A 17,148-nucleotide genomic window follows, 5' to 3' on the forward strand; every position below is an offset into this window, starting at 1 on the left:
ATCTCAGGTAGACATTGCTTTGACTTTCTTCGCTAGAAGGTGGCGCAACGAATTACGTTGTTCTGGAGAGATAAACCACATACCCAGACACAGAAGAATATCCTTAAGCTGAGGTTTACCAAACCTAACTGCCTCCCACAGCAGTGGAAAAAGTGCGTTCCAATCACGTGCTTTAGCAGCCCGTGCGCTAACTTCTGCAAGGATAAAAGAGGAATAGGCTCTTGGCGTGACTAAATCTCGTTTTGCTCTAATCCAATCTAAAGAAGCTTGCCAAGGATTGTTCTTACTCAAGCTCGGACGCGGATCTCCCACATACCAAATCGAGAGAATATCAGGCACAAACTCGACTCCTACTCCTTCTACAGAAGATGCCCGCAACAACCAATCCCAATCATCATGTCTCTGAGAATTCACCAAAATAGGAACTTTCTGCAGTAATTCTTTGGATGTAAAGATGGTTGAAGATTGAATCAGCCCTTCTCCTTGGAACAAAGTATTACGAACAAACAAGTAGTCACTTATTGCTTCAGATGGTTTGGGAAGCCTTCTGGGCAAGATAGCATCGCTTTTAGGTGAACGAGCAACTAAGTAGCACGTAACAATAGGAAACTTGTGCTGAGAACTTTCTGCAGCTTTCAATTGTAACTCTAACTTTTGAGGCATCCATTGGTCGTCGTCATCTAAAGAAGCAATCCATTTGCCACTAGCAGCATCAATACCAGCTTTACGAGCCGCACGGCAACCTTGATTGGTTGGTAATTCTATAACCTTCAGTCGGGAGTCTTTGATCTGTGCTAAAGCAGCACAGGTTGCTGGATCTGAACCATCAATCACAACAATGACTTCTATGTTGTGAAGAGTTTGTGCTAAAGCACTAATAACTGCTCGTTTAACTAACTGCGATCTGGAATAAGTGGGTATGACCACACTAACTAAAGGTTCCAAGGTAATGCCTCCTGATTCTTAGTCCGTGAAACAATAAACAGATACGAAAAATTTTTGTATAGAAGGACTTCCAAATAAAAAATCTCTCAAAATTTCTTGTGGTGCGGTGCTCACAGCCCGCCACTAATACAGGACGGGCGGGGACACCCGTTCCACAAGATGGATCATTGATTTCTTGGAAAGCCCTAAAATGGACGCATCACTTTTAAATTGATGGAGAGCTAGAGAGAATAGTTGCGCCTACCTCTTGATTTTGTTGAGTTATTAAGCTTAAGTACAAGTTGCTCACTTGAACATTACGTTCTAGACTGTAACTGCCAATGGGTTGCATTGGTTGTACGCGTAATGGAGGTGCATACAACTTACCTAGAGCGATATGGCAAGCAAAAGCAGGATTACCAAGTAAATAGCGTGCTGCCAAGCGCTTTGGTTCGCGACACAAACGATAGAGCCACTCCAAACCTACATTAGAAATAGCCTGCGGGCAATCTGGAACAGTGCCTGCAAATCTGTCAATAATGGCCCCTCCAAGCAGGATGGCATTGACATTTAAACGGCTGCGATATTCGTAAACCCATTTTTCTTGAATTGGCATGCCCATACCCACTATTAGAACGTTGGGCTTGTTTTGATTGATTTTCTGAATTACGGTTTCATTCTGCTTTGCGTCTTCTTTATCGAAATAACCGTGGTGTCCAAAAAACTGAATATTTACATATTGCTTTCTGAGGTTATCTAGGGCTGCTTCTAAATACTGCGGTTTTGCTCCTAGCAAAAATACACTCAATTTATGTGTGTTACAGTGTTCGAGTAATTTTGGCATCAATAGCGTATATGAAGCTCGATAATCTAGAGGTAACTTCACCCCCATATAATCAATCGCTTTTAAAATGCCAACACTGTCACAGTTAACAATTTCCGAACTTTGGAGAAAGTGATAAAACCAAGGTAATTGCATCGATAGGTTAAAACTGTGAACATTATAATTTGCTACAGTTATTTTTTTTCCTTGCATATATGCCGCATGCACTGCATCTACAATCGACGATACAGTCATACAGGTAATGCGACGTTCAAGCAGATACACATCTAGATTTGGTAGATTTTGACTTTTGTCATTCAGAGACATCATAACACCCCATTTCTTGGTTAGTTTTTGAAAATAGGTTTCAGTTCAGTAGATAGAATGTATATTTAAGTACCGTTACCAAATGGCTTAAAGTCTTGGAGTTAAACGGTTCCTTAAAGCATTGATAGTACTTAAAGATATACTAGGTACTGAAGCTTAAGTGTTTTCAGCCTTAAGAGAAGCTTCAGATTTAAGCGTCTCATTTGTTAGGTTTCCTTCTCAATCGGAAATTGCTTATTTGGATTCTTAATTAATACTAGATACTTCAGTAAAAAGTCTATCTGTTTTTGCAAGTATTGGTCGAAGGTTTATATTTTTTTCCTTTTTTTAAAGGATGAATGAAATATTTTGCTTTGTTAATAGCTCATGATATCCGTGTACCATCAGTACTTATAATTTACTGATATAAATACGAAGAATTTGTAAAAGAAATATCTATAAAAGTGCTTGTTTTTAAAGAAAATATAATTGGTACTTACGTATGTTTGATTTATTAGCTAAATCTTAATAATTGAGTTTTTTGATGAAAAATTCACAATTCAAGTAAGATTGCTATGTATGCTCATGTCATTCCCTTATTGACTGCTCTATAAACTCAGATAATGTCTAAAAAAAGTTTTACTAGTTTCCTGCTGCTGTTTCTTGGTACCCAGGTTAGTTTTTCTTTAGAAGCCGTTCACGCACAAACACAAGTTGTACCAACAACAGACACTGCACGATCCATTTGTCCCGCTCAACTACAAGCGTCTATCAATGCTGTTATCGATCGCCCGCTTCTGCGTCGATCGCGTTGGGGTGTTCTAGTACAACCTCTGGCTTCCACCCAAACTCTTTACAGCCGGGATGCCCAAAAATATTTTACTCCAGCTTCTGTTGCCAAACTTCTCACAACAGCCGCCGTCTTGCAACAACTTGGTCAGGATTTTCGCTTTCGCACATCTATATATAGCGATCGCGATGGCGTTTTGCGTGTTGTTGGTAGGGGAGACCCCAGTTTAACCGAGACTCAGCTTGCAATCCTAGCAAAGCAATTGAAGGAAAAGGGTATCCGAGATATTAAACTTTTGATTGCTGATGATAATTATATTCAAGGAGATATTGTTCATCCTTCTTGGCAGTGGGAAGATATACAGTCTGACTATGGAGCGCCCATTAATAGCTTAATCTTAAATCAAAATGTCTTTGGCTTAAAGCTCCAACCGCAAATTGTTGGCAGACCTTTAAATGTTACCTGGACTGACACTGATGAGGAGAAACAGTGGCGGATAGTCAATCGCTCAGTCACAACAGCAGAAAATCAACCCTCCTTTATTAATATAACCCGTGACTTCAAAGGCTCAATCTTACAAATTCAAGGACAATTGCCAGTCAACTCCGAACCAGCATCAGTCAATTTACCTGCGATCGCCCCTGCAGAATATTTTTTGCGCCGCTTTCGGAGTGTTTTAAAAACTGAAGAGATAAACGTCGCACAGACATTTGTCTCACCTTTTAGTAGGAAATACAAAGAAGAACTGGCTGCTGTAGATTCTCCGCCTCTATCAGAATTGTTAGTTGAGACAAACACTAACAGTAATAATCTTTTTGCTGAGTCTTTACTGAGGGCGTTAGCTATCAAAAAACCACCGTCTCAGAACCAAGCAACTGCTGATGCGGGATTAGAATTGATGAAAGTAAGCTTAACCCAGTTGGGAATAGATTCAGCAGGCTACTCCATAGTCGATGGTTCGGGATTATCTCGTAAAAACTTGATCAGCCCGGAAGCTTTAGTCCAAACTTTACAAGCAATGGCAAAATCTCCAGCAGCATCAGTGTACCGAGCATCTTTACCCGTTGCAGGTAGAAGCGGGACTCTCAAAAATCGCTTTCTTAAAACACCTGCTGAGGGAATTGTACAAGCAAAAACAGGTACAATGACAGGTGTTGTTTCCCTTGCCGGATATGTCAATGCACCTAACTACAGCCCTGTTGTTTTCAGTATCATGGTGAATCTGACAGAACAACCTGCAAGAGTTGTTCGCCAAGCAATGGATGAAATTGTGGTGATGTTAGCTCAGTTACAGCGGTGTTAAACCTCTGGCAACTTACCAAAGTTATAATAGTGCTGTTTGGGCTGGGAATGCAGCAGTAACAGGTATTATGTTAGCGTGGTTATTGATTGATGAAACCAGAACAAAAGGTTAAGGCTGAGCCATATGACAGAAGCTAGAAATGTTCTTGGACAACAACTGGAAATATGCTGTACCTCGCCAATGACTGGTTATTACCGGGATGGCAAATGTAATACAGGGGGAGGTGATTTTGGTGCACACGTTGTTTGTGCTCAAGTCACAGAAGAGTTCTTGGCATTCACTCAGTCTCGGGGTAACGATTTGAGCACTGCTGTTCCCACATTTAATTTCCCAGGTTTAAAACCAGGTGATAGATGGTGTTTGTGTGCATCTCGGTGGAAGGAGGCTCTAGACGCAGGCGTCGCACCACCTATAGTTTTGTCAGCAACTCACGCATCTGCTTTAGAATATGCTTCTTTGGAGGAATTGAAGCAGCACGCCGTTGAGTAGCCAAATAATGGAGTAAAGCGTAGCCAAACACTATATTTGTTCACTTTTTCAACACCATAGTCAGGGTGTCTTCTTTAGTCCCTGTACTCCTTACCGTGCCAAATACGAAGAACGAAAAGCGTCTCGCCTTCAAGGAGGTAACGAACGACGTAATTCCCGGCGATCAGCTCACGCACGTTTTCCAGATCGGGTACACGACGCCCAATCTCAGGATGAAGCACAAGCTTTCCTATCGCTTGCCTAAGTCGTAATGAGACCCGCTCCGCCGCTCGTGGGTTGTTCTTGGCGATGAACTCACGAAGTCTCACCAAATCATCTACCGCACTTTGCGAAAATTCGAGCTTCATATCTTGGGAGCTTTGGTTTCACCCGTGGTTCCCCAGGTAGCGAGCCACTCCATCACTTCTTCGCCAGAGACGACCCGACGTGCTTCGATGTCAGCAACGGCGTCTTCGGTCTCTTCCAACATCCGAAGCCTTCGTTCTTCACGCATGATGTACTGGCGAAGCGCATCGTTGATGATCCATCCCTTTGTACGCCGTAATCGGTCAGCGGTGACTTCGAGCTTCTTTTCAAGATCATCATCCAGACGAAAGCTTGTAGTGCTCATAAACACTCCGTAAATGCAATATACTACCTTGCATTATAACAGGGCAAGAGAACGATTGAAAAGACATCTACTAGCTGTTTGCTGGTTATTTAAGCCTGATGCCATCGTCAGAATCATTTTTACTCGTTGAACTTGTTGCTGTGAACTGCTATGCCGTTTCAGAATTTGGTTAAGAATACTTTGTTGTCTGTCACTCAGTACAATTGGCGTTGGTTTCGATCCACGCATATTTCCTCTCTTTTAATGGTTATTCTCACTTCTCAAGAGTATGATAAACTGTCGAAGTATTTTTGCCCAGTGCACTAGTCTCCGAGTTGGGGGATACGCTGTCACCATTGCACCTACGGGATAAGACTTGGCTTTTATTGCCTCACCTATATGATTGTACAGTTGTCTTGGTTGTGGGATTTTTTTCCCTGAACCGCTCGTGGCTAATCCTCCAAATCCTTATTGGATAAGGTTTCTAGCCAACGAATCGCACTATATGTTACAGTTTACAAATCGCAACGCGAGAAAAGAACGCTTTTACACGCCTCTCTCCAGACTCGTCCGGACTATTTACCGGATACCATGTCCACACATTTCTAATAAACAAAGGTAGTATACCTTCAACCTTCTTTTTCTCAATATTCTCAAATAATTCAGGGTTATTCAGGTAACTACCTTCTTCATCATACCACCCAACGCGAGAGACAAAAACTCTCCAAGCTTTTTCGTCATCATTTGTCCATTCGGTACTAAGACCCGGTCGTCCTACCTTTAACCAAATTTGCTTTTGCACGCTAAAACCAAAACGTCCACCTGAGTTTTTTACCCATAGCGAGTCAATTTCTTGAAGGTTTTGGCAGGAGAAGTTTTTGATGGATTCTTCATTCAGAGAACTTTGTTCTTCTCTATTAGCAACATAGAACATAAGCCGAGCCATTCCTCTATCAGCTTCCTGCCATTTTTTGTTTACAAGAAAGTTATTAAGTTCATCTAGATAGTGTTCTTTTAAAGATTCCTCAACCTGGCTCTTAAGCTTTTTATCGCCATTATATTGTGAGAGTAAAGTGATAAACTCTCGATGCAATGCCTCTATATTTTGTTTAGATAAAATTTTGATTTGCATATTTTGAAATGAAGGACTGACATTAGCTATTTTGTTTCCTCTTTGACCTTTTAATTTCAGATTTATCAGAATGTTATAAGCTGATTTATATGCATTAATTGCTTGCAGAGTTTTATCTTGTTCTTTAAATAAATTCCCTTGTGTCTTGAAAGTTAAAATATGGATTTGTGATGCTTCATTAGAATTATTACCTTGTAAATGTTTCCATTGTTGTTGACTCTCTTCTAGATATTTTTCTGCTTCTTTTAAATCCTTTGATTTCAGCTTTTGATAAGCATAAGATATGCCAGCATAAAGAACCGCTTGCCTGAGTTTGTGGTCTTTTATATTCACAGATTGACCTGCTTGTGAAAATAATTCTTTTGCTTCAGTATCCGAACCTTCAGCTTCAAGTTCTCCAGCCTTTTTAGCAAGTATTTCCACTGTTTGAAGGTATTTATCGCTATCTACAACTTGTTTTTTAAACTTCTTGTATTGTTCTTGAGTTTTATTGAACTCCTGTTGAAAACGTTCTTTGTCTCGCCTAATTTTTATAATTGTAGCTTCTAACTCTTGTCTGCTATTTTCAACTGCTGTCAACTGATTATTACTCTTTACTAGTTCTTGATTTGATTCCTCTGCCTTTATTTTTAATTCTCGTGCTTTTTGGTCTAATTGTTTTCTTTGAGTATCTGCTTGAACAAGTAATGCTTTTTTCGTCTCTAATTCTTTCTGGACAGATTGTTGATTTTTAATAGCATTTTTTTCGCGTTCTACCGCTTTTCTAGCTCTAGAATCGATTACTTTCTCATTTTCTTCTAACTGTTTGATTGTATTCTGTGCTTTTGTAACTTTTTCCTGTTCTTTTGCTACTTGATTATTTGCTTCTACAACATTTTTACTAGCAATTAATCCTACAATCGATGCTCCCAATAAAGCCAAAACTAAAACAACAGTCCCATTCTGGGTATCCGCCGAGATAACGGTAAAATGGGACATTTTGTAAACTTTTGTTGCGTAACGTAGTTTAGTGATTTACTAAATTACCCAAAAATGGTTTAGAGAGATTCAAATTTTTGCACACTAATATCAACTCTTCGCGCTATTTGGTCTCTCACACTTGCCCATAGATGAGCTTTTTCGGGAATAATTTCACAAGAGAGGAAACGCTCAATCCGGTATTGAAACTACGTAAAATCAAGGGTTTTCAAACATTTGCGTTACACATCTTTACAACGTGTTCCATTTTGCGGGTATCTCGGTGGCTACCCTTATTGGGACTTAGACAAAAAGTAGAATGTAAAGATTTATTTGTCCGACGCTCGCTTTGACTACCCGCAGGGTTTATGTCTTGTCGATTGCCTCGTTAATGCTATACTAACAGCAGGTAGCTGTAATCGTCAACAGGTAACTGTAAGAATACCAATTAATACTAAGGTGTAGTAATCTAGGGTAATTAAGCGTAGAATTAACTACTTATGCCTAATGTCCCTAAAAGAGACCGCCCCAGAGTGCAATTTGTATGCGACCAGTGGATTAAAGAATATCTTGACCTATGGGCTAGTTCAGAAAACCGATCTACAAGTAACTTGATTGAAACTATAGTTTTGGATGCAGTGACAACGAAACAGGCACAGGGAGAATTACCACAGCCACCTAAGCCGCCAAAAAACAAGGAGGACAAATGACCAACGCAGGACAACCACCAACCACTGAGGAACGACTCAGCCGTTTAGAAACACTGTTTGCCAACGTTGGCGAAACAGTGCTAGCCCAGAATGATGCCATTGCTGCTATGGGTGCTAACGTCAACGGTCAAAGTAACACCATTGACGTTCTGGTTGCTAACATCCAGCAACTTACCGAAAAAGTAGATACACTAACGGGTAACGTTAATACCGTTGCACTACGAGTAGATGCATTAACTACCAATGTTGCTGAAGTAACCAATCGTGTTGATACTCTAGCCATACAAGCAGAGCAGGATAGAGCGCAGGCAGCCCAGGACAGGCAGCAAGCCGCAATTGACCGCCAAACTTTTCAAACCGAAATTCGACGGATTTGGGATTATTTGCGCGACAGAAACGGTGGTAGCAGTCCGCCTAGTTAGTCTGGAAAGAGGAAGAAACGGAAGCGATCGCACATAAATGATTACTTGTCTCAGGTCAGTTTTAAGATAGTAGCAAGCAACACATTGAAACATGAGTGAAGAAATAACAAAAGCAATAAATAAACTGGTTTCTCCACTTCGCCTCGATCTTTCATCGTGCATTGATTTAATCAAAAAAGCTAATCTTTCAAGCGGTTCTAGTTTTCCTGGTGCTGTGATGTCAGGGTGGGCTGCTGCCACCCGAAGCGATCGCGCAAATATTCCCAAATCTGCCGTATTTCGTTACGAAAATTTTGACGGTCGATAGCGGCTTGCTGGCGATCTTGGGCTGCTTGCTCTGCCAAGTTGTTGATATTGCGGTTAGTCTGTTCGCCTAGATTATTAAGATTTTCGGTAAGTTGCTGAATATTCGCTACCAATACATCAATAGTGGCGTCATGTCCGACAACTGTTTCGCCAACGTTGGCAAACAGAGTTTCTAGACGGGTTAGCCGTTCCTCAATGCTTTGTGGTTGTGGTGGTTGTCCTGCATTAGTCATTTGTCCTCCTTGTCTTGCTCTTGACGTTTATGAATGTAAACTGCACTGGTTGTGATGTCACATCAGACCATAAGTAAGAGTTTTCTCCTTCTAAGCAACGGTTATGAGCTGCTCTAACAACAACACCCGTATTCAAAATTTTATCTAACTCAAGAAAAATCTCCGCAATATCCCCTTCCCTATCAAAAACATGAATTATTTTAGTGAGGCAGCCACCAGTTGGCATTTTTAAGTCAGCAAACAATTTCTCGATTTTTTGGAATGCTTCTACCCATCGATAAGATTCTTTCAACTTAAAATCCTGTTTTCTTTTAGCAAGGCGTTCTTTTTTTAATCGCTTTTTTTTTCTGAGTTAGTATTTCCCCCTCATGGAGAAACTTTCTAGCCATTTGATCGGAAATGTCCTTCGTCAGAATCTCATACTCGCAGACCAGATTTTGCTCCCGCAAGTCAAGAGTTATAATTTTTATGATATCTCTTGGAGGTAAATTCTTGTTGGAGTGAACCGCGTCGTAAAATTTTTAAACTTTTGCCTTTTGCAACTCATCTAATATCCGCAAAAGTCTATTTTCGCCCTCAATTTCAAAAACTTCCAACATCATTTACCTACCTCAGCCGTTCTCAATTTTTGAAATTCCCAATACTTGTCTCGCTCTTCCGGAAGTGGATCGCTTACTTGGAATAATTCTGTATTAATGGGAGTAAACAGATTTTGATGAATATGATGCTCTACAACACTTTCTTGTCCTGGTTGAATACTAGATATATCAATATAGAGTCCACTTTCCCAAATTCTACCTTCCTCTGTTGGGTCTATTGCTCTCATACCAATAGTCAAATATGGCAGGATAAGATTTGAGTTATTTTTAACGGCTATCTTTAGAGTTCTATTTTCATCAAATCCAACTACTTGCCATTGGAATTGCTTTCTTGCTATAACTACGGCCTCTTCTTCTTTTGTAAATGGCTTTGGTCCATTCCATATCTCCTCCCATTTTGAATCTGTGTAAGCGTCACGCGCATCCTCACATCTAATAGTCAGCCATTCCTCGAAACTATCAGCTATTTTTTCAAATCCTTCATCAGTACACTCATAAACAGGTGACTCTTTACCTGGTATTAATAGAGAATATTTAAAATATGCTTCTGAGTCATTAAAGAAACCAATATGCAAAACTTTTTCTCCGCTTTTGAGGATTTTGTCCTGGGGAGGGTTGAGTATACCAACTTGGTAATAAGCGTTTTCTCGGTAAAGTTTTGCTCTACCAAACTTGGAGAGAAAAGCTACATATGATGGTGGTAATAATGAATAGATATCAGATGGCATAGACATTGCTATATCTACTTCTTCTCCTGGCGTTTTAATAACATGAAATTTCCTAGTTTTAATTTCACTAATCTCTTTTTCTAACCATTCGTACATTGTTGTATTGCTCTCTTATGTCATATTGGTTAACTAACAAATAACATAAATTTGCTGTATAGGTTTGCCTCTAATCAAAAAATAATTTTCACTCACTAGTAGTCCTTCTTTTACCGAATCTTTGCTGGTCTGTTTCCCCGGTTACCGGGTCTGGAATCATGTGTTCAGAAGAAGAAGCAGAACAGGAATTTCGCCAGCACTTAGGACCGGCTACAGACAACTGCAAGGCGTCACACATTAAGATTCGGGTGGGACGAAACCGTAACTCATGGGTGAAAAACTGTGTAGCGATTGGTCTATCGAGTGGATTTGTGGAACCATTAGAGTCTACTGGCATATTCTTTATCCAACACAGTATTGAAGAGTTAGTCAGCCACTTCCCAGACAAAACCTTCAATGAGGAGTTGATGAAAAGCTACAACAAAACTATCGCTGAGTGCATAGATGGTGTTCGCAACTTCTTGACGCTCCATTACTGTGCTAGTGACAGAGCAGACACACCGTTCTGGAAGGCAACTAAGCACGAGATTGTTGTTCCGGAAGAATTGCGCGAAAGATTGCGGTTGTGGAAAAATCGACTGCCAAACAGCAAGAACATCTATCCGAACTATCATGGTTTCGAGTCTTACTCTTACTCTGTGATGTTACTGGGACTCAATTACAAACCACAAAACAGTCTACCTGCTTTGGATCATATCGACGAACGAAACGCGATCATTGCATTTAATGCCATTAAGCAAAGAGCCGAGCACCTGAATGCTACTTTACCATCTCAGTATGAATACTTAACTTACGTGATTAAGTCTCAAGAGCGATCGGAGTATCTTAGCGAAAATGAGTTAGCTCTCTCACTTGCTAGAAGTTAAGTAGCTCTAAGTTTCTTTTCCCCTAACATCATTATCCATCATAGATTGCAACCATGCATGAAATTATTACCATTTACGGCAGCGCATTCCAGTCTTCTCGCTCTAATGCAATATTGAAATATGCCGAAGAGCTAATTGCCAAACATGGATTGGAAGCAGGATCTATTACAGTGCGCGACCTACCATCAGAGGATCTGATCTACGGCAATTTTGAGAGTCCAAAGTTGAAGGAACTACAGCTTCTCATCAAGCAAGCCAGGGCGGTTATTATTTCCACACCTGTTTACAATTCCTCCTACACAGGAGCGCTCAAAGCTTTGCTAGACTTGATGCCACAGTATGCCTTTGCTGGAAAAACCATCCTACCAATTGTAACAGGTGGGTCAATCAACCATTTGCTCTCAATTGACTATGCTATGAAGCCTCTGTTCTCAGCAATGGGAGCCACCCACATTCTTAGAGGTGTTTATGTCGTTAGCTCACAAATCCAGTTTAATGAGCACGGGCATATTCAATTAGACAGCGAGATTGAAGAGAGACTGCAAGTTTCTATTCAGGAACTTGTCAGTACTATGAAGCAGAAGCAATTGGTTAGTGGGTAGCGTTCTTCAGCATCTAGCCGCAGTAATTGAGTCTGAGTGCAAGACTCAATTGATAGAAAGGTGGGTTCGGCAGTTATAGTATGTTAAAAGCTAAAGTTTCTGCCAGATGTTTGAGAATTTGCGATAATTCGATGAAGGTCATGTTGTGAAAAACACGCCATTCTTCGGGGAGAATCGCAATCATCATCCCTCTGTAAGTACCCTTGATTTCGTCGGCTAAGGGATTTCCAAGAAATAAATTATCCCATCTTGTGGGACGGGCAAGATGCCCGTCCTTTATTAGTGGCGGGTAAGATGCCCGCACCACAAGAAATTTTGGGATATTTTTTTATTTTGAAGTCCTTAAGCGCAGATTCATCTGTGTCAATTGAACCTTCAAAACCTTGTCCTAACAAAGATTATCAGTAAGATTTCGTAGTATGTAGAGATGCGCTGTATGAAGAGTCTTTACATTAAGGATAAATTTTTTATAAATTTTCAGCGTTTTTACTCAGGAGCTTCAAGCGTAGTAAAGCTATCTTGTATCTTGTATCAAACATCATTTGTAAACAAGATGAGAACCATACAAGAATATCTTCAAAAAAAACAAGATAACTTACGTACAAATCATTTGTTTCAGCATTTGAAGTGGAGTAAACATGACTTGGATGACTTTGCTAGATTATCTGAAAATATCAGCTTTTGGGTAATGTCTTTCCAAGATTTATTAAGAATCAATTTAGCAAAGATTTCTGATCCAGAGTATTATAAGTTTATCCCAATACTGCTCGGTTAAGGGAAAGTGAAGCCTAAAATTCCGAAGAAACTGTTCTCGTTTTATTTACGAGAACAAAAATGAGAGAAATTTGTATAAATGAACCCACAAGAGATGAGCAAGTATCTCTCAAGAATGTTTATATTTAATTGAAAAAATCTCTAAACCTTGTCCCTTTTAATTTTCTATCTAGTTCAACTATCTTCTACTACTAGATGATGTCAACTAGCGGTTGTAAAAATTGTAAAAGATAGTTGTTGCCGGGGAGTATAATTATTTCTATGACATCGTTTTTTAGTTTTAAATTTAGAACGAGTTTTCTTGATTACCCTCGGATTAGTTCTGCCTGAGGTTGGTGGTATTTGTAAGTCTAAGATTTCCCAGATTAACCAGCTAAAATATATATTCATATTCTCAAGAGAATGATTAACTTGCTGTTGAAACTGAGGAATAGCACGTCTGACAACTCTTAGAGAACTGGTAAAACTTAAACTTAGGGGAGATATTCCCTTGATTGCTGCACTTTGAAACATTAAATAACGTATACAATAGTGTCCTAGTAACCAACCATAAATTTCTTGGATAACTTCACGAGGATTCTTCGAGCGGATAGGAATTTTACGACCGTTCAGATGGACTTTTAACTCATCCAAGGTGTTCTCAGCTTCCCACCGTTGATGGTATTCTTGGGCTAAGAGCAATGCAGGAAAAGTTGAAATATCCATCAAATCAGTTACTAAACGATACACCTTTTCTACACCCTCAACTTCAATAATATATTCAATGACACGAACAGGTATTTTCGTCGCTCCCTTCTTTCTTGACTTTCCATCAGGAGCAAGCCAACTTAGATAGGAACCATCAGGAAAAGCTTTAACAAACTCAAATTTTACATGAGATGGCACGCGACCAAGAATATGACATTTTTGTTTGATTGCAGCATGAATCATTTTAAATGAGTGCAGTCCTCTGTCCCACATTAACAACATACTCTCCTCAACACTTCTTAATAGCTTTAAAGCTCCTTTTCTCTCTCCAATTCGATATGGACAACAAAATATGTCGATAATTAAATGAGTTCCTGCTTCGACTAAAAAAGTTAACCTAGCTTTGGGAAAAGCCGGATTTGTACCAGGACGAGAACCAGGGTAACCAAATACTTTAGCATTAGTTTCTGTATCAGGAACATCAAAAACTGTGCCATCCAAAGCCATTATTCTCAGTCCACCCAAAAAAGCACCTGGTGTTTTAATTGTTGCTAAAGGTTTTGCAACAATTTCAAATAAACGAGTCATAACAGCAGCACCAATTCGTTGTCTAGCTTCACTTATTGATGAAGATGTTGGTATCTTAAAACGTCTCTTAAAGGGGATTTGCAAAGAATTAAAACCCTGAATGAGATTTTTCAATACATCCACGATTGAATCGGAGGACCAAAAACTCATGGCGATTACTAGAGAGATTACTACGTGTGTAGGAAGTATTCTTTGACGCCGTGCGGTACTACTCGTTGTTGTAATCGCTGCCATAATCGACTCGGTAGGGATGATCTGGTTAAGAGCCAGCAGTAATTGTGCCCGATTTAGGATTTGATTGTTGAATTCAAAGTTAACTAGCATCATTAGCACTCAGTTTTGAAGTGAAATTTCGTATAAGATAATATTGATTAAAACACTTTTTGTTCTCGTAATCTATTCGAGAACTCTATCTTTCCCCAATTCCAATTGATGCCTACGAAAACTGACGATATTATTGCCAGAGCCGAACTCTTACAGCAAGCGATCGCTACTCTACAACTACAAATTCAACAAATTCAAGCTTCAGGAGAAGTTGCACCCGAAGGTTGTTGTGTCCTGCGCTACCAGGCACGCGGTCAAAAAGGAACTTACTGGTACTATAAGTTGCACGCTCAAATGCCGATTTTCCCTACGCAAACTCCTAATAAATTAAGTAAATATAAGCATTTGGGGAAAGCTGGAAGCCCCGCTCATATTGATGCTGTTATGCAAGTTACACGAAGAATGCAAATCGACACCTTAAAAAATACGATTCATTCTCTCAGACAAAACTGGATAGATTTGTACGAAAGTCTCAAAGACAAAAAATAACCTTGCCCATCCGCTTTCAGTTATCGTTTTTAATACGCGAACACATTTGACACTGTTTTACCCTTTATTTCCCTTAACCGAGCAGTATTGGGACTACTCTCCATTGGAGGTGTTGGTAGTACTTCCAAAACCTATGGTCCCGTTGTTGCTAATGTGGTTGAGATGAACGTCGTCACAGGAAGTGGTGAATGTATCAAATGCAGTCGCACGCAAAAACCCGAATTGTATGATGCAGTCTTAGGCGGATTGGGAAGATGCGGTATTATCGTCAGCACCACCTTGGAGTTACGCACAATAAAAAAATACATTCGTACTTTCCATCTGCTTTATGACTCTCTTGATGCTTGGATGCATGACCAAGTCTTGTTGGATAAAAGCAACCAGATAGACCATCTTGAAGGCTTTTGCTGGTCTTCTGCTAAAGGTATCCGTAACACCCCTAGTGGTAAGCGCTTCTTTACCCATTGGCTTTATGGATTGCAACTTGGCGTAGAATATGATACTACAGCACCTTGTTTAAGCGACGTACTGAAGGGCTTGAATTATTGCCAGCTAATCCATACTGAAGATGAAGAAACCGCAAGTCATGTTTTTCGCTACCAACCCCGCTTTGATATGATGCGGGAAACGGGTGCATGGAACCAAACTCATCCTTGGATAGATTGTTTCATCAGTGCTAAAACTTTGGCAGAAATCCTACCCGAAATTCTTGATATGTTACCCCTCAGTTTAGGTGATGGACACAGAGCCATAATGGTTGCATCCGATCGCCTACCTTATCTCTTTATGATGCCACCAGAAGATGATATCTTGTGTTTCGCTATTCTTCCCGTGGCTGTTGCAACTCATGATACCAACAGTCTTGATATCTTAGAAAAAGTTCATCAAATGCTCTTAAATGCAGGTGGAAAACGCTACCTTTCTGGGTGGCTTGGCAGATCGGATTTTAATTGGAAACAGCATTATGGCAACCGTTATGATACTTGGGTGACATTGAAGCAAAAGTACGATCCAGAGCGGATATTTGCCTAGAGCATCAGCACAGGATTTCAAAGCTGGCTAAAAAACCTGGTTTCTCTCTGTGGTCAAGCTTGATAACTTATATACTCAACTCGAAGAAAGCGGGTTTTTGGTATTCCTGTATCGACGTTCTCGGTGTCACTTCTACTTTTCAAAAAAACTGGACTTGGTTTTGTTAATACGGGCAATTAATGGGAACCCTAGACCTAGAAGTAATTTTAGTCTAAAACTAAGGCAGTGGCAATTTCCTACAATTTCCAAATTCCGGGTTACAATATTCTAGAAGTTATCCACTCTGGAGGCAATACTAGTATCTATGGTGGTACTGTAGTTGCCACTCATACCCCCATTGTCCTTAAAGTTTTACTAGATGATTACTTCTCCTTAGAAGCAATTGCCCGGTTCAAACACGAATACTCTATCTCAGCTAAACTTGACCATCCTAATATTGTCAAAGTTTTAACTTTAGAAACTTACGATAAAAAATTGGCACTGGTTTTTGAAGATTGCGACGGCATCAGTCTCAAAAAGTATCTCGAATCCCACAAACCTTCTTTGCAACTGACTCTTCAAGTTGCAGTTGCGATCGCCAGTGCCCTCGCCTACATTCATGACAACCACATTATTCACAAAGACGTTAAACCATCCAACATCATTATCGCAACAGTAGGAGGTATGAGGCACAAGAGAGATCCCTTCTGCACTCAACCGTCTACCTTAATTATTAAACTGACTGACTTCAGCATCGCCTCACGGTTAAGCAAGGAAACACCACAACTTGTCAACCCCAACCAACTAGAAGGAACACTGGCATATATGTCGCCAGAACAAACAGGACGAATGAATCGTAACCTGGACTACCGCAGCGACTTCTACTCATTGGGCGTTACACTCTATGAAATGCTAACCGGACAATTACCTTTTACCAATGATGAGCCTTTGGAATTGGTACACGCCCATATTGCAAGACAACCAACACCAATCCAACAGCTTGTACCAAATGTCCCCAGCACTGTCGCCGCCATTGTCCACAAGTTAATGGCAAAAAATGCGGAAGATAGATACCAAAGCGCCAAAGGATTATTGGCTGATTTACAGCAATGTTTAGAGCAGCTTAACACTACAGGCGCGATCGTTGATTTTACACCAGGTAAAGTTTATAATTTAAAAATTTTGACAGCGATCGCTCAAAAGCAACTCCAAGAATCGATAGGAATTGGATTGCAAACTCTCAAGAAACTAGAGATAGACTTTCCTGAAGAGCCAACTGATGAGTTCGTGAATCAGGTACTGGTAGAAACAGACTCCTTGATTCTCAGAAATAATCTTCAAAGTTTACTTAATTTACCTACAATGACCGATCTAAATTCCATAGCAGCTATGGAAATTTT

At 40.1% G+C, this 17,148-nt stretch carries 20 protein-coding genes and 1 pseudogene; 10 read left to right on the plus strand and 11 right to left on the minus strand.

What is annotated here, in order from left to right:
• Window positions 1–3: 3 nt before the first annotated feature.
• Entirely contained in the window at window positions 4–945 is a 942-nt protein-coding gene (locus WA1_RS06705; protein ID WP_017748945.1) for a glycosyltransferase family 2 protein, read from the minus strand.
• Window positions 946–1,150: 205 nt separating this feature from the next.
• Window positions 1,151–2,077 carry a WecB/TagA/CpsF family glycosyltransferase gene (locus tag WA1_RS06710; protein ID WP_148662638.1) on the minus strand — a complete coding sequence of 309 codons (927 nt, stop codon included), beginning with the start codon at window positions 2,075–2,077 and terminating at the stop codon, window positions 1,151–1,153.
• Between the two features lie 599 nt (window positions 2,078–2,676).
• On the opposite strand from WA1_RS06710, the gene dacB reads away from it, so the two are divergent.
• Together dacB and WA1_RS06720 are read left to right on the plus strand one after the other, a co-directional pair.
• A complete protein-coding gene (dacB, locus tag WA1_RS06715) occupies window positions 2,677–4,146 on the plus strand; it encodes a D-alanyl-D-alanine carboxypeptidase/D-alanyl-D-alanine endopeptidase (protein WP_017748943.1) in 1,470 nt (489 codons plus the stop codon).
• A 123-nt stretch (window positions 4,147–4,269) separates the two neighbouring features.
• Window positions 4,270–4,635: a DUF2237 family protein gene (locus WA1_RS06720; RefSeq protein WP_017748942.1), complete on the plus strand. Its 366-nt coding sequence runs from the start codon at window positions 4,270–4,272 to the stop codon at window positions 4,633–4,635.
• A gap of 74 nt (window positions 4,636–4,709) precedes the next feature.
• Here WA1_RS06720 and WA1_RS06725 read toward each other — a convergent pair whose 3' ends face one another.
• The 4 genes from WA1_RS06725 to WA1_RS06740 all read right to left on the minus strand — a co-directional run bounded on the left by WA1_RS06725 (window position 4,710) and on the right by WA1_RS06740 (window position 7,334).
• Window positions 4,710–4,982, minus strand: a complete 273-nt coding sequence (locus tag WA1_RS06725) for a type II toxin-antitoxin system RelE/ParE family toxin (protein ID WP_017748941.1) — start codon at window positions 4,980–4,982, stop codon at window positions 4,710–4,712.
• Window positions 4,979–5,245: a CopG family ribbon-helix-helix protein gene (locus WA1_RS06730; RefSeq protein ID WP_017748940.1), complete on the minus strand. Its 267-nt coding sequence runs from the start codon at window positions 5,243–5,245 to the stop codon at window positions 4,979–4,981. Before WA1_RS06730 ends, WA1_RS06725 begins: the two co-directional genes overlap by 4 nt.
• Before the next feature lie 33 nt (window positions 5,246–5,278).
• Window positions 5,279–5,473, minus strand: a complete 195-nt coding sequence (locus WA1_RS06735) for a hypothetical protein (protein ID WP_017748939.1) — start codon at window positions 5,471–5,473, stop codon at window positions 5,279–5,281.
• Window positions 5,474–5,732: 259 nt separating this feature from the next.
• The gene (locus tag WA1_RS06740) at window positions 5,733–7,334 is read right to left on the minus strand and encodes a GUN4 domain-containing protein (protein WP_017748938.1); all 1,602 of its coding nucleotides are present in this window, start codon (window positions 7,332–7,334) and stop codon (window positions 5,733–5,735) included.
• 479 nt (window positions 7,335–7,813) lie between these two features.
• On the opposite strand from WA1_RS06740, the gene WA1_RS06745 reads away from it, so the two are divergent.
• Together WA1_RS06745 and WA1_RS06750 are read left to right on the plus strand one after the other, a co-directional pair.
• The gene (locus WA1_RS06745; protein ID WP_017748937.1) at window positions 7,814–8,023 is read left to right on the plus strand and encodes a ribbon-helix-helix domain-containing protein; all 210 of its coding nucleotides are present in this window, start codon (window positions 7,814–7,816) and stop codon (window positions 8,021–8,023) included.
• A complete protein-coding gene (locus WA1_RS06750) occupies window positions 8,020–8,445 on the plus strand; it encodes a hypothetical protein (RefSeq protein WP_017748936.1) in 426 nt (141 codons plus the stop codon). The genes WA1_RS06745 and WA1_RS06750 overlap by 4 nt, the downstream gene beginning before the upstream one ends.
• 197 nt (window positions 8,446–8,642) lie before the next feature.
• Here the strand turns inward: WA1_RS06750 and WA1_RS06755 are convergent, their stop codons facing one another.
• The 3 genes from WA1_RS06755 to WA1_RS06765 form a co-directional block, all read right to left on the minus strand.
• Window positions 8,643–8,984, minus strand: coding sequence for a hypothetical protein (locus WA1_RS06755; protein ID WP_017748935.1), 342 nt, complete (start codon window positions 8,982–8,984; stop codon window positions 8,643–8,645).
• Window positions 8,977–9,276 (minus strand): hypothetical protein, encoded by a 300-nt coding sequence (locus WA1_RS06760; RefSeq protein ID WP_017748934.1) that lies wholly within the window; start codon window positions 9,274–9,276, stop codon window positions 8,977–8,979. The genes WA1_RS06755 and WA1_RS06760 overlap by 8 nt, the downstream gene beginning before the upstream one ends.
• A 306-nt stretch (window positions 9,277–9,582) precedes the next feature.
• The gene (locus WA1_RS06765) at window positions 9,583–10,407 is read right to left on the minus strand and encodes an SMI1/KNR4 family protein (protein WP_017748933.1); all 825 of its coding nucleotides are present in this window, start codon (window positions 10,405–10,407) and stop codon (window positions 9,583–9,585) included.
• Window positions 10,408–10,565: 158 nt separating this feature from the next.
• On the opposite strand from WA1_RS06765, the gene WA1_RS06770 reads away from it, so the two are divergent.
• A complete protein-coding gene (locus tag WA1_RS06770; RefSeq protein WP_017748932.1) occupies window positions 10,566–11,273 on the plus strand; it encodes a tryptophan 7-halogenase in 708 nt (235 codons plus the stop codon).
• Window positions 11,274–11,326: 53 nt separating this feature from the next.
• A complete protein-coding gene (gene ssuE / locus WA1_RS06775; RefSeq protein ID WP_017748931.1) occupies window positions 11,327–11,875 on the plus strand; it encodes an NADPH-dependent FMN reductase in 549 nt (182 codons plus the stop codon).
• Window positions 11,876–11,948: 73 nt separating this feature from the next.
• Here ssuE and WA1_RS06780 read toward each other — a convergent pair whose 3' ends face one another.
• Window positions 11,949–12,179 carry a hypothetical protein gene (locus WA1_RS06780; protein WP_158516604.1) on the minus strand — a complete coding sequence of 77 codons (231 nt, stop codon included), beginning with the start codon at window positions 12,177–12,179 and terminating at the stop codon, window positions 11,949–11,951.
• 132 nt (window positions 12,180–12,311) lie between these two features.
• On the opposite strand from WA1_RS06780, the gene WA1_RS06785 reads away from it, so the two are divergent.
• Window positions 12,312–12,650 (plus strand): hypothetical protein, encoded by a 339-nt coding sequence (locus tag WA1_RS06785; RefSeq protein WP_066612785.1) that lies wholly within the window; start codon window positions 12,312–12,314, stop codon window positions 12,648–12,650.
• Between the two features lie 200 nt (window positions 12,651–12,850).
• Here the strand turns inward: WA1_RS06785 and WA1_RS06790 are convergent, their stop codons facing one another.
• Entirely contained in the window at window positions 12,851–14,251 is a 1,401-nt protein-coding gene (locus tag WA1_RS06790) for an IS4 family transposase (protein ID WP_026135398.1), read from the minus strand.
• A gap of 105 nt (window positions 14,252–14,356) precedes the next feature.
• Here WA1_RS06790 and WA1_RS06795 point away from each other — a divergent pair, with 105 nt between their 5' ends.
• From WA1_RS06795 to WA1_RS61590, 3 genes and pseudogenes are all read left to right on the plus strand, one after another.
• Window positions 14,357–14,737, plus strand: coding sequence for a hypothetical protein (locus WA1_RS06795; RefSeq protein WP_017750188.1), 381 nt, complete (start codon window positions 14,357–14,359; stop codon window positions 14,735–14,737).
• Window positions 14,738–14,824: 87 nt separating this feature from the next.
• The gene (locus WA1_RS06800) at window positions 14,825–15,769 is read left to right on the plus strand and encodes an FAD-binding oxidoreductase (RefSeq protein ID WP_272819088.1); all 945 of its coding nucleotides are present in this window, start codon (window positions 14,825–14,827) and stop codon (window positions 15,767–15,769) included.
• Window positions 15,770–15,994: 225 nt separating this feature from the next.
• Window positions 15,995–16,915 (plus strand): annotated as a pseudogene (locus WA1_RS61590) (serine/threonine protein kinase); the annotation flags it as partial.
• Window positions 16,916–17,148: the final 233 nt, after the last annotated feature.

It is taken from the genome of Scytonema hofmannii PCC 7110, assembly GCF_000346485.2.
GTDB lineage: Bacteria > Cyanobacteriota > Cyanobacteriia > Cyanobacteriales > Nostocaceae > Scytonema > Scytonema hofmannii.

Coding starts and splice junctions, on each gene's coding strand:
- ssuE (WP_017748931.1), top strand. CDS start 11,327: ATGCATGAAATTATTACCATTTACGGCAGCGCATTCCAGTCTTCTCGC.
- dacB (WP_017748943.1), top strand. CDS start 2,677: ATGTCTAAAAAAAGTTTTACTAGTTTCCTGCTGCTGTTTCTTGGTACC.
- WA1_RS06740 (WP_017748938.1), bottom strand. CDS start 7,334: ATGTCCCATTTTACCGTTATCTCGGCGGATACCCAGAATGGGACTGTT.
- WA1_RS06795 (WP_017750188.1), top strand. CDS start 14,357: ATGCCTACGAAAACTGACGATATTATTGCCAGAGCCGAACTCTTACAG.
- WA1_RS06720 (WP_017748942.1), top strand. CDS start 4,270: ATGACAGAAGCTAGAAATGTTCTTGGACAACAACTGGAAATATGCTGT.
- WA1_RS06710 (WP_148662638.1), bottom strand. CDS start 2,077: ATGATGTCTCTGAATGACAAAAGTCAAAATCTACCAAATCTAGATGTG.
- WA1_RS06745 (WP_017748937.1), top strand. CDS start 7,814: ATGCCTAATGTCCCTAAAAGAGACCGCCCCAGAGTGCAATTTGTATGC.
- WA1_RS06725 (WP_017748941.1), bottom strand. CDS start 4,982: ATGAAGCTCGAATTTTCGCAAAGTGCGGTAGATGATTTGGTGAGACTT.
- WA1_RS06730 (WP_017748940.1), bottom strand. CDS start 5,245: ATGAGCACTACAAGCTTTCGTCTGGATGATGATCTTGAAAAGAAGCTC.
- WA1_RS06790 (WP_026135398.1), bottom strand. CDS start 14,251: ATGATGCTAGTTAACTTTGAATTCAACAATCAAATCCTAAATCGGGCA.
- WA1_RS06770 (WP_017748932.1), top strand. CDS start 10,566: ATGTGTTCAGAAGAAGAAGCAGAACAGGAATTTCGCCAGCACTTAGGA.
- WA1_RS06735 (WP_017748939.1), bottom strand. CDS start 5,473: ATGCGTGGATCGAAACCAACGCCAATTGTACTGAGTGACAGACAACAA.
- WA1_RS06755 (WP_017748935.1), bottom strand. CDS start 8,984: ATGACTAATGCAGGACAACCACCACAACCACAAAGCATTGAGGAACGG.
- WA1_RS06750 (WP_017748936.1), top strand. CDS start 8,020: ATGACCAACGCAGGACAACCACCAACCACTGAGGAACGACTCAGCCGT.
- WA1_RS06785 (WP_066612785.1), top strand. CDS start 12,312: ATGAAGAGTCTTTACATTAAGGATAAATTTTTTATAAATTTTCAGCGT.
- WA1_RS06765 (WP_017748933.1), bottom strand. CDS start 10,407: ATGTACGAATGGTTAGAAAAAGAGATTAGTGAAATTAAAACTAGGAAA.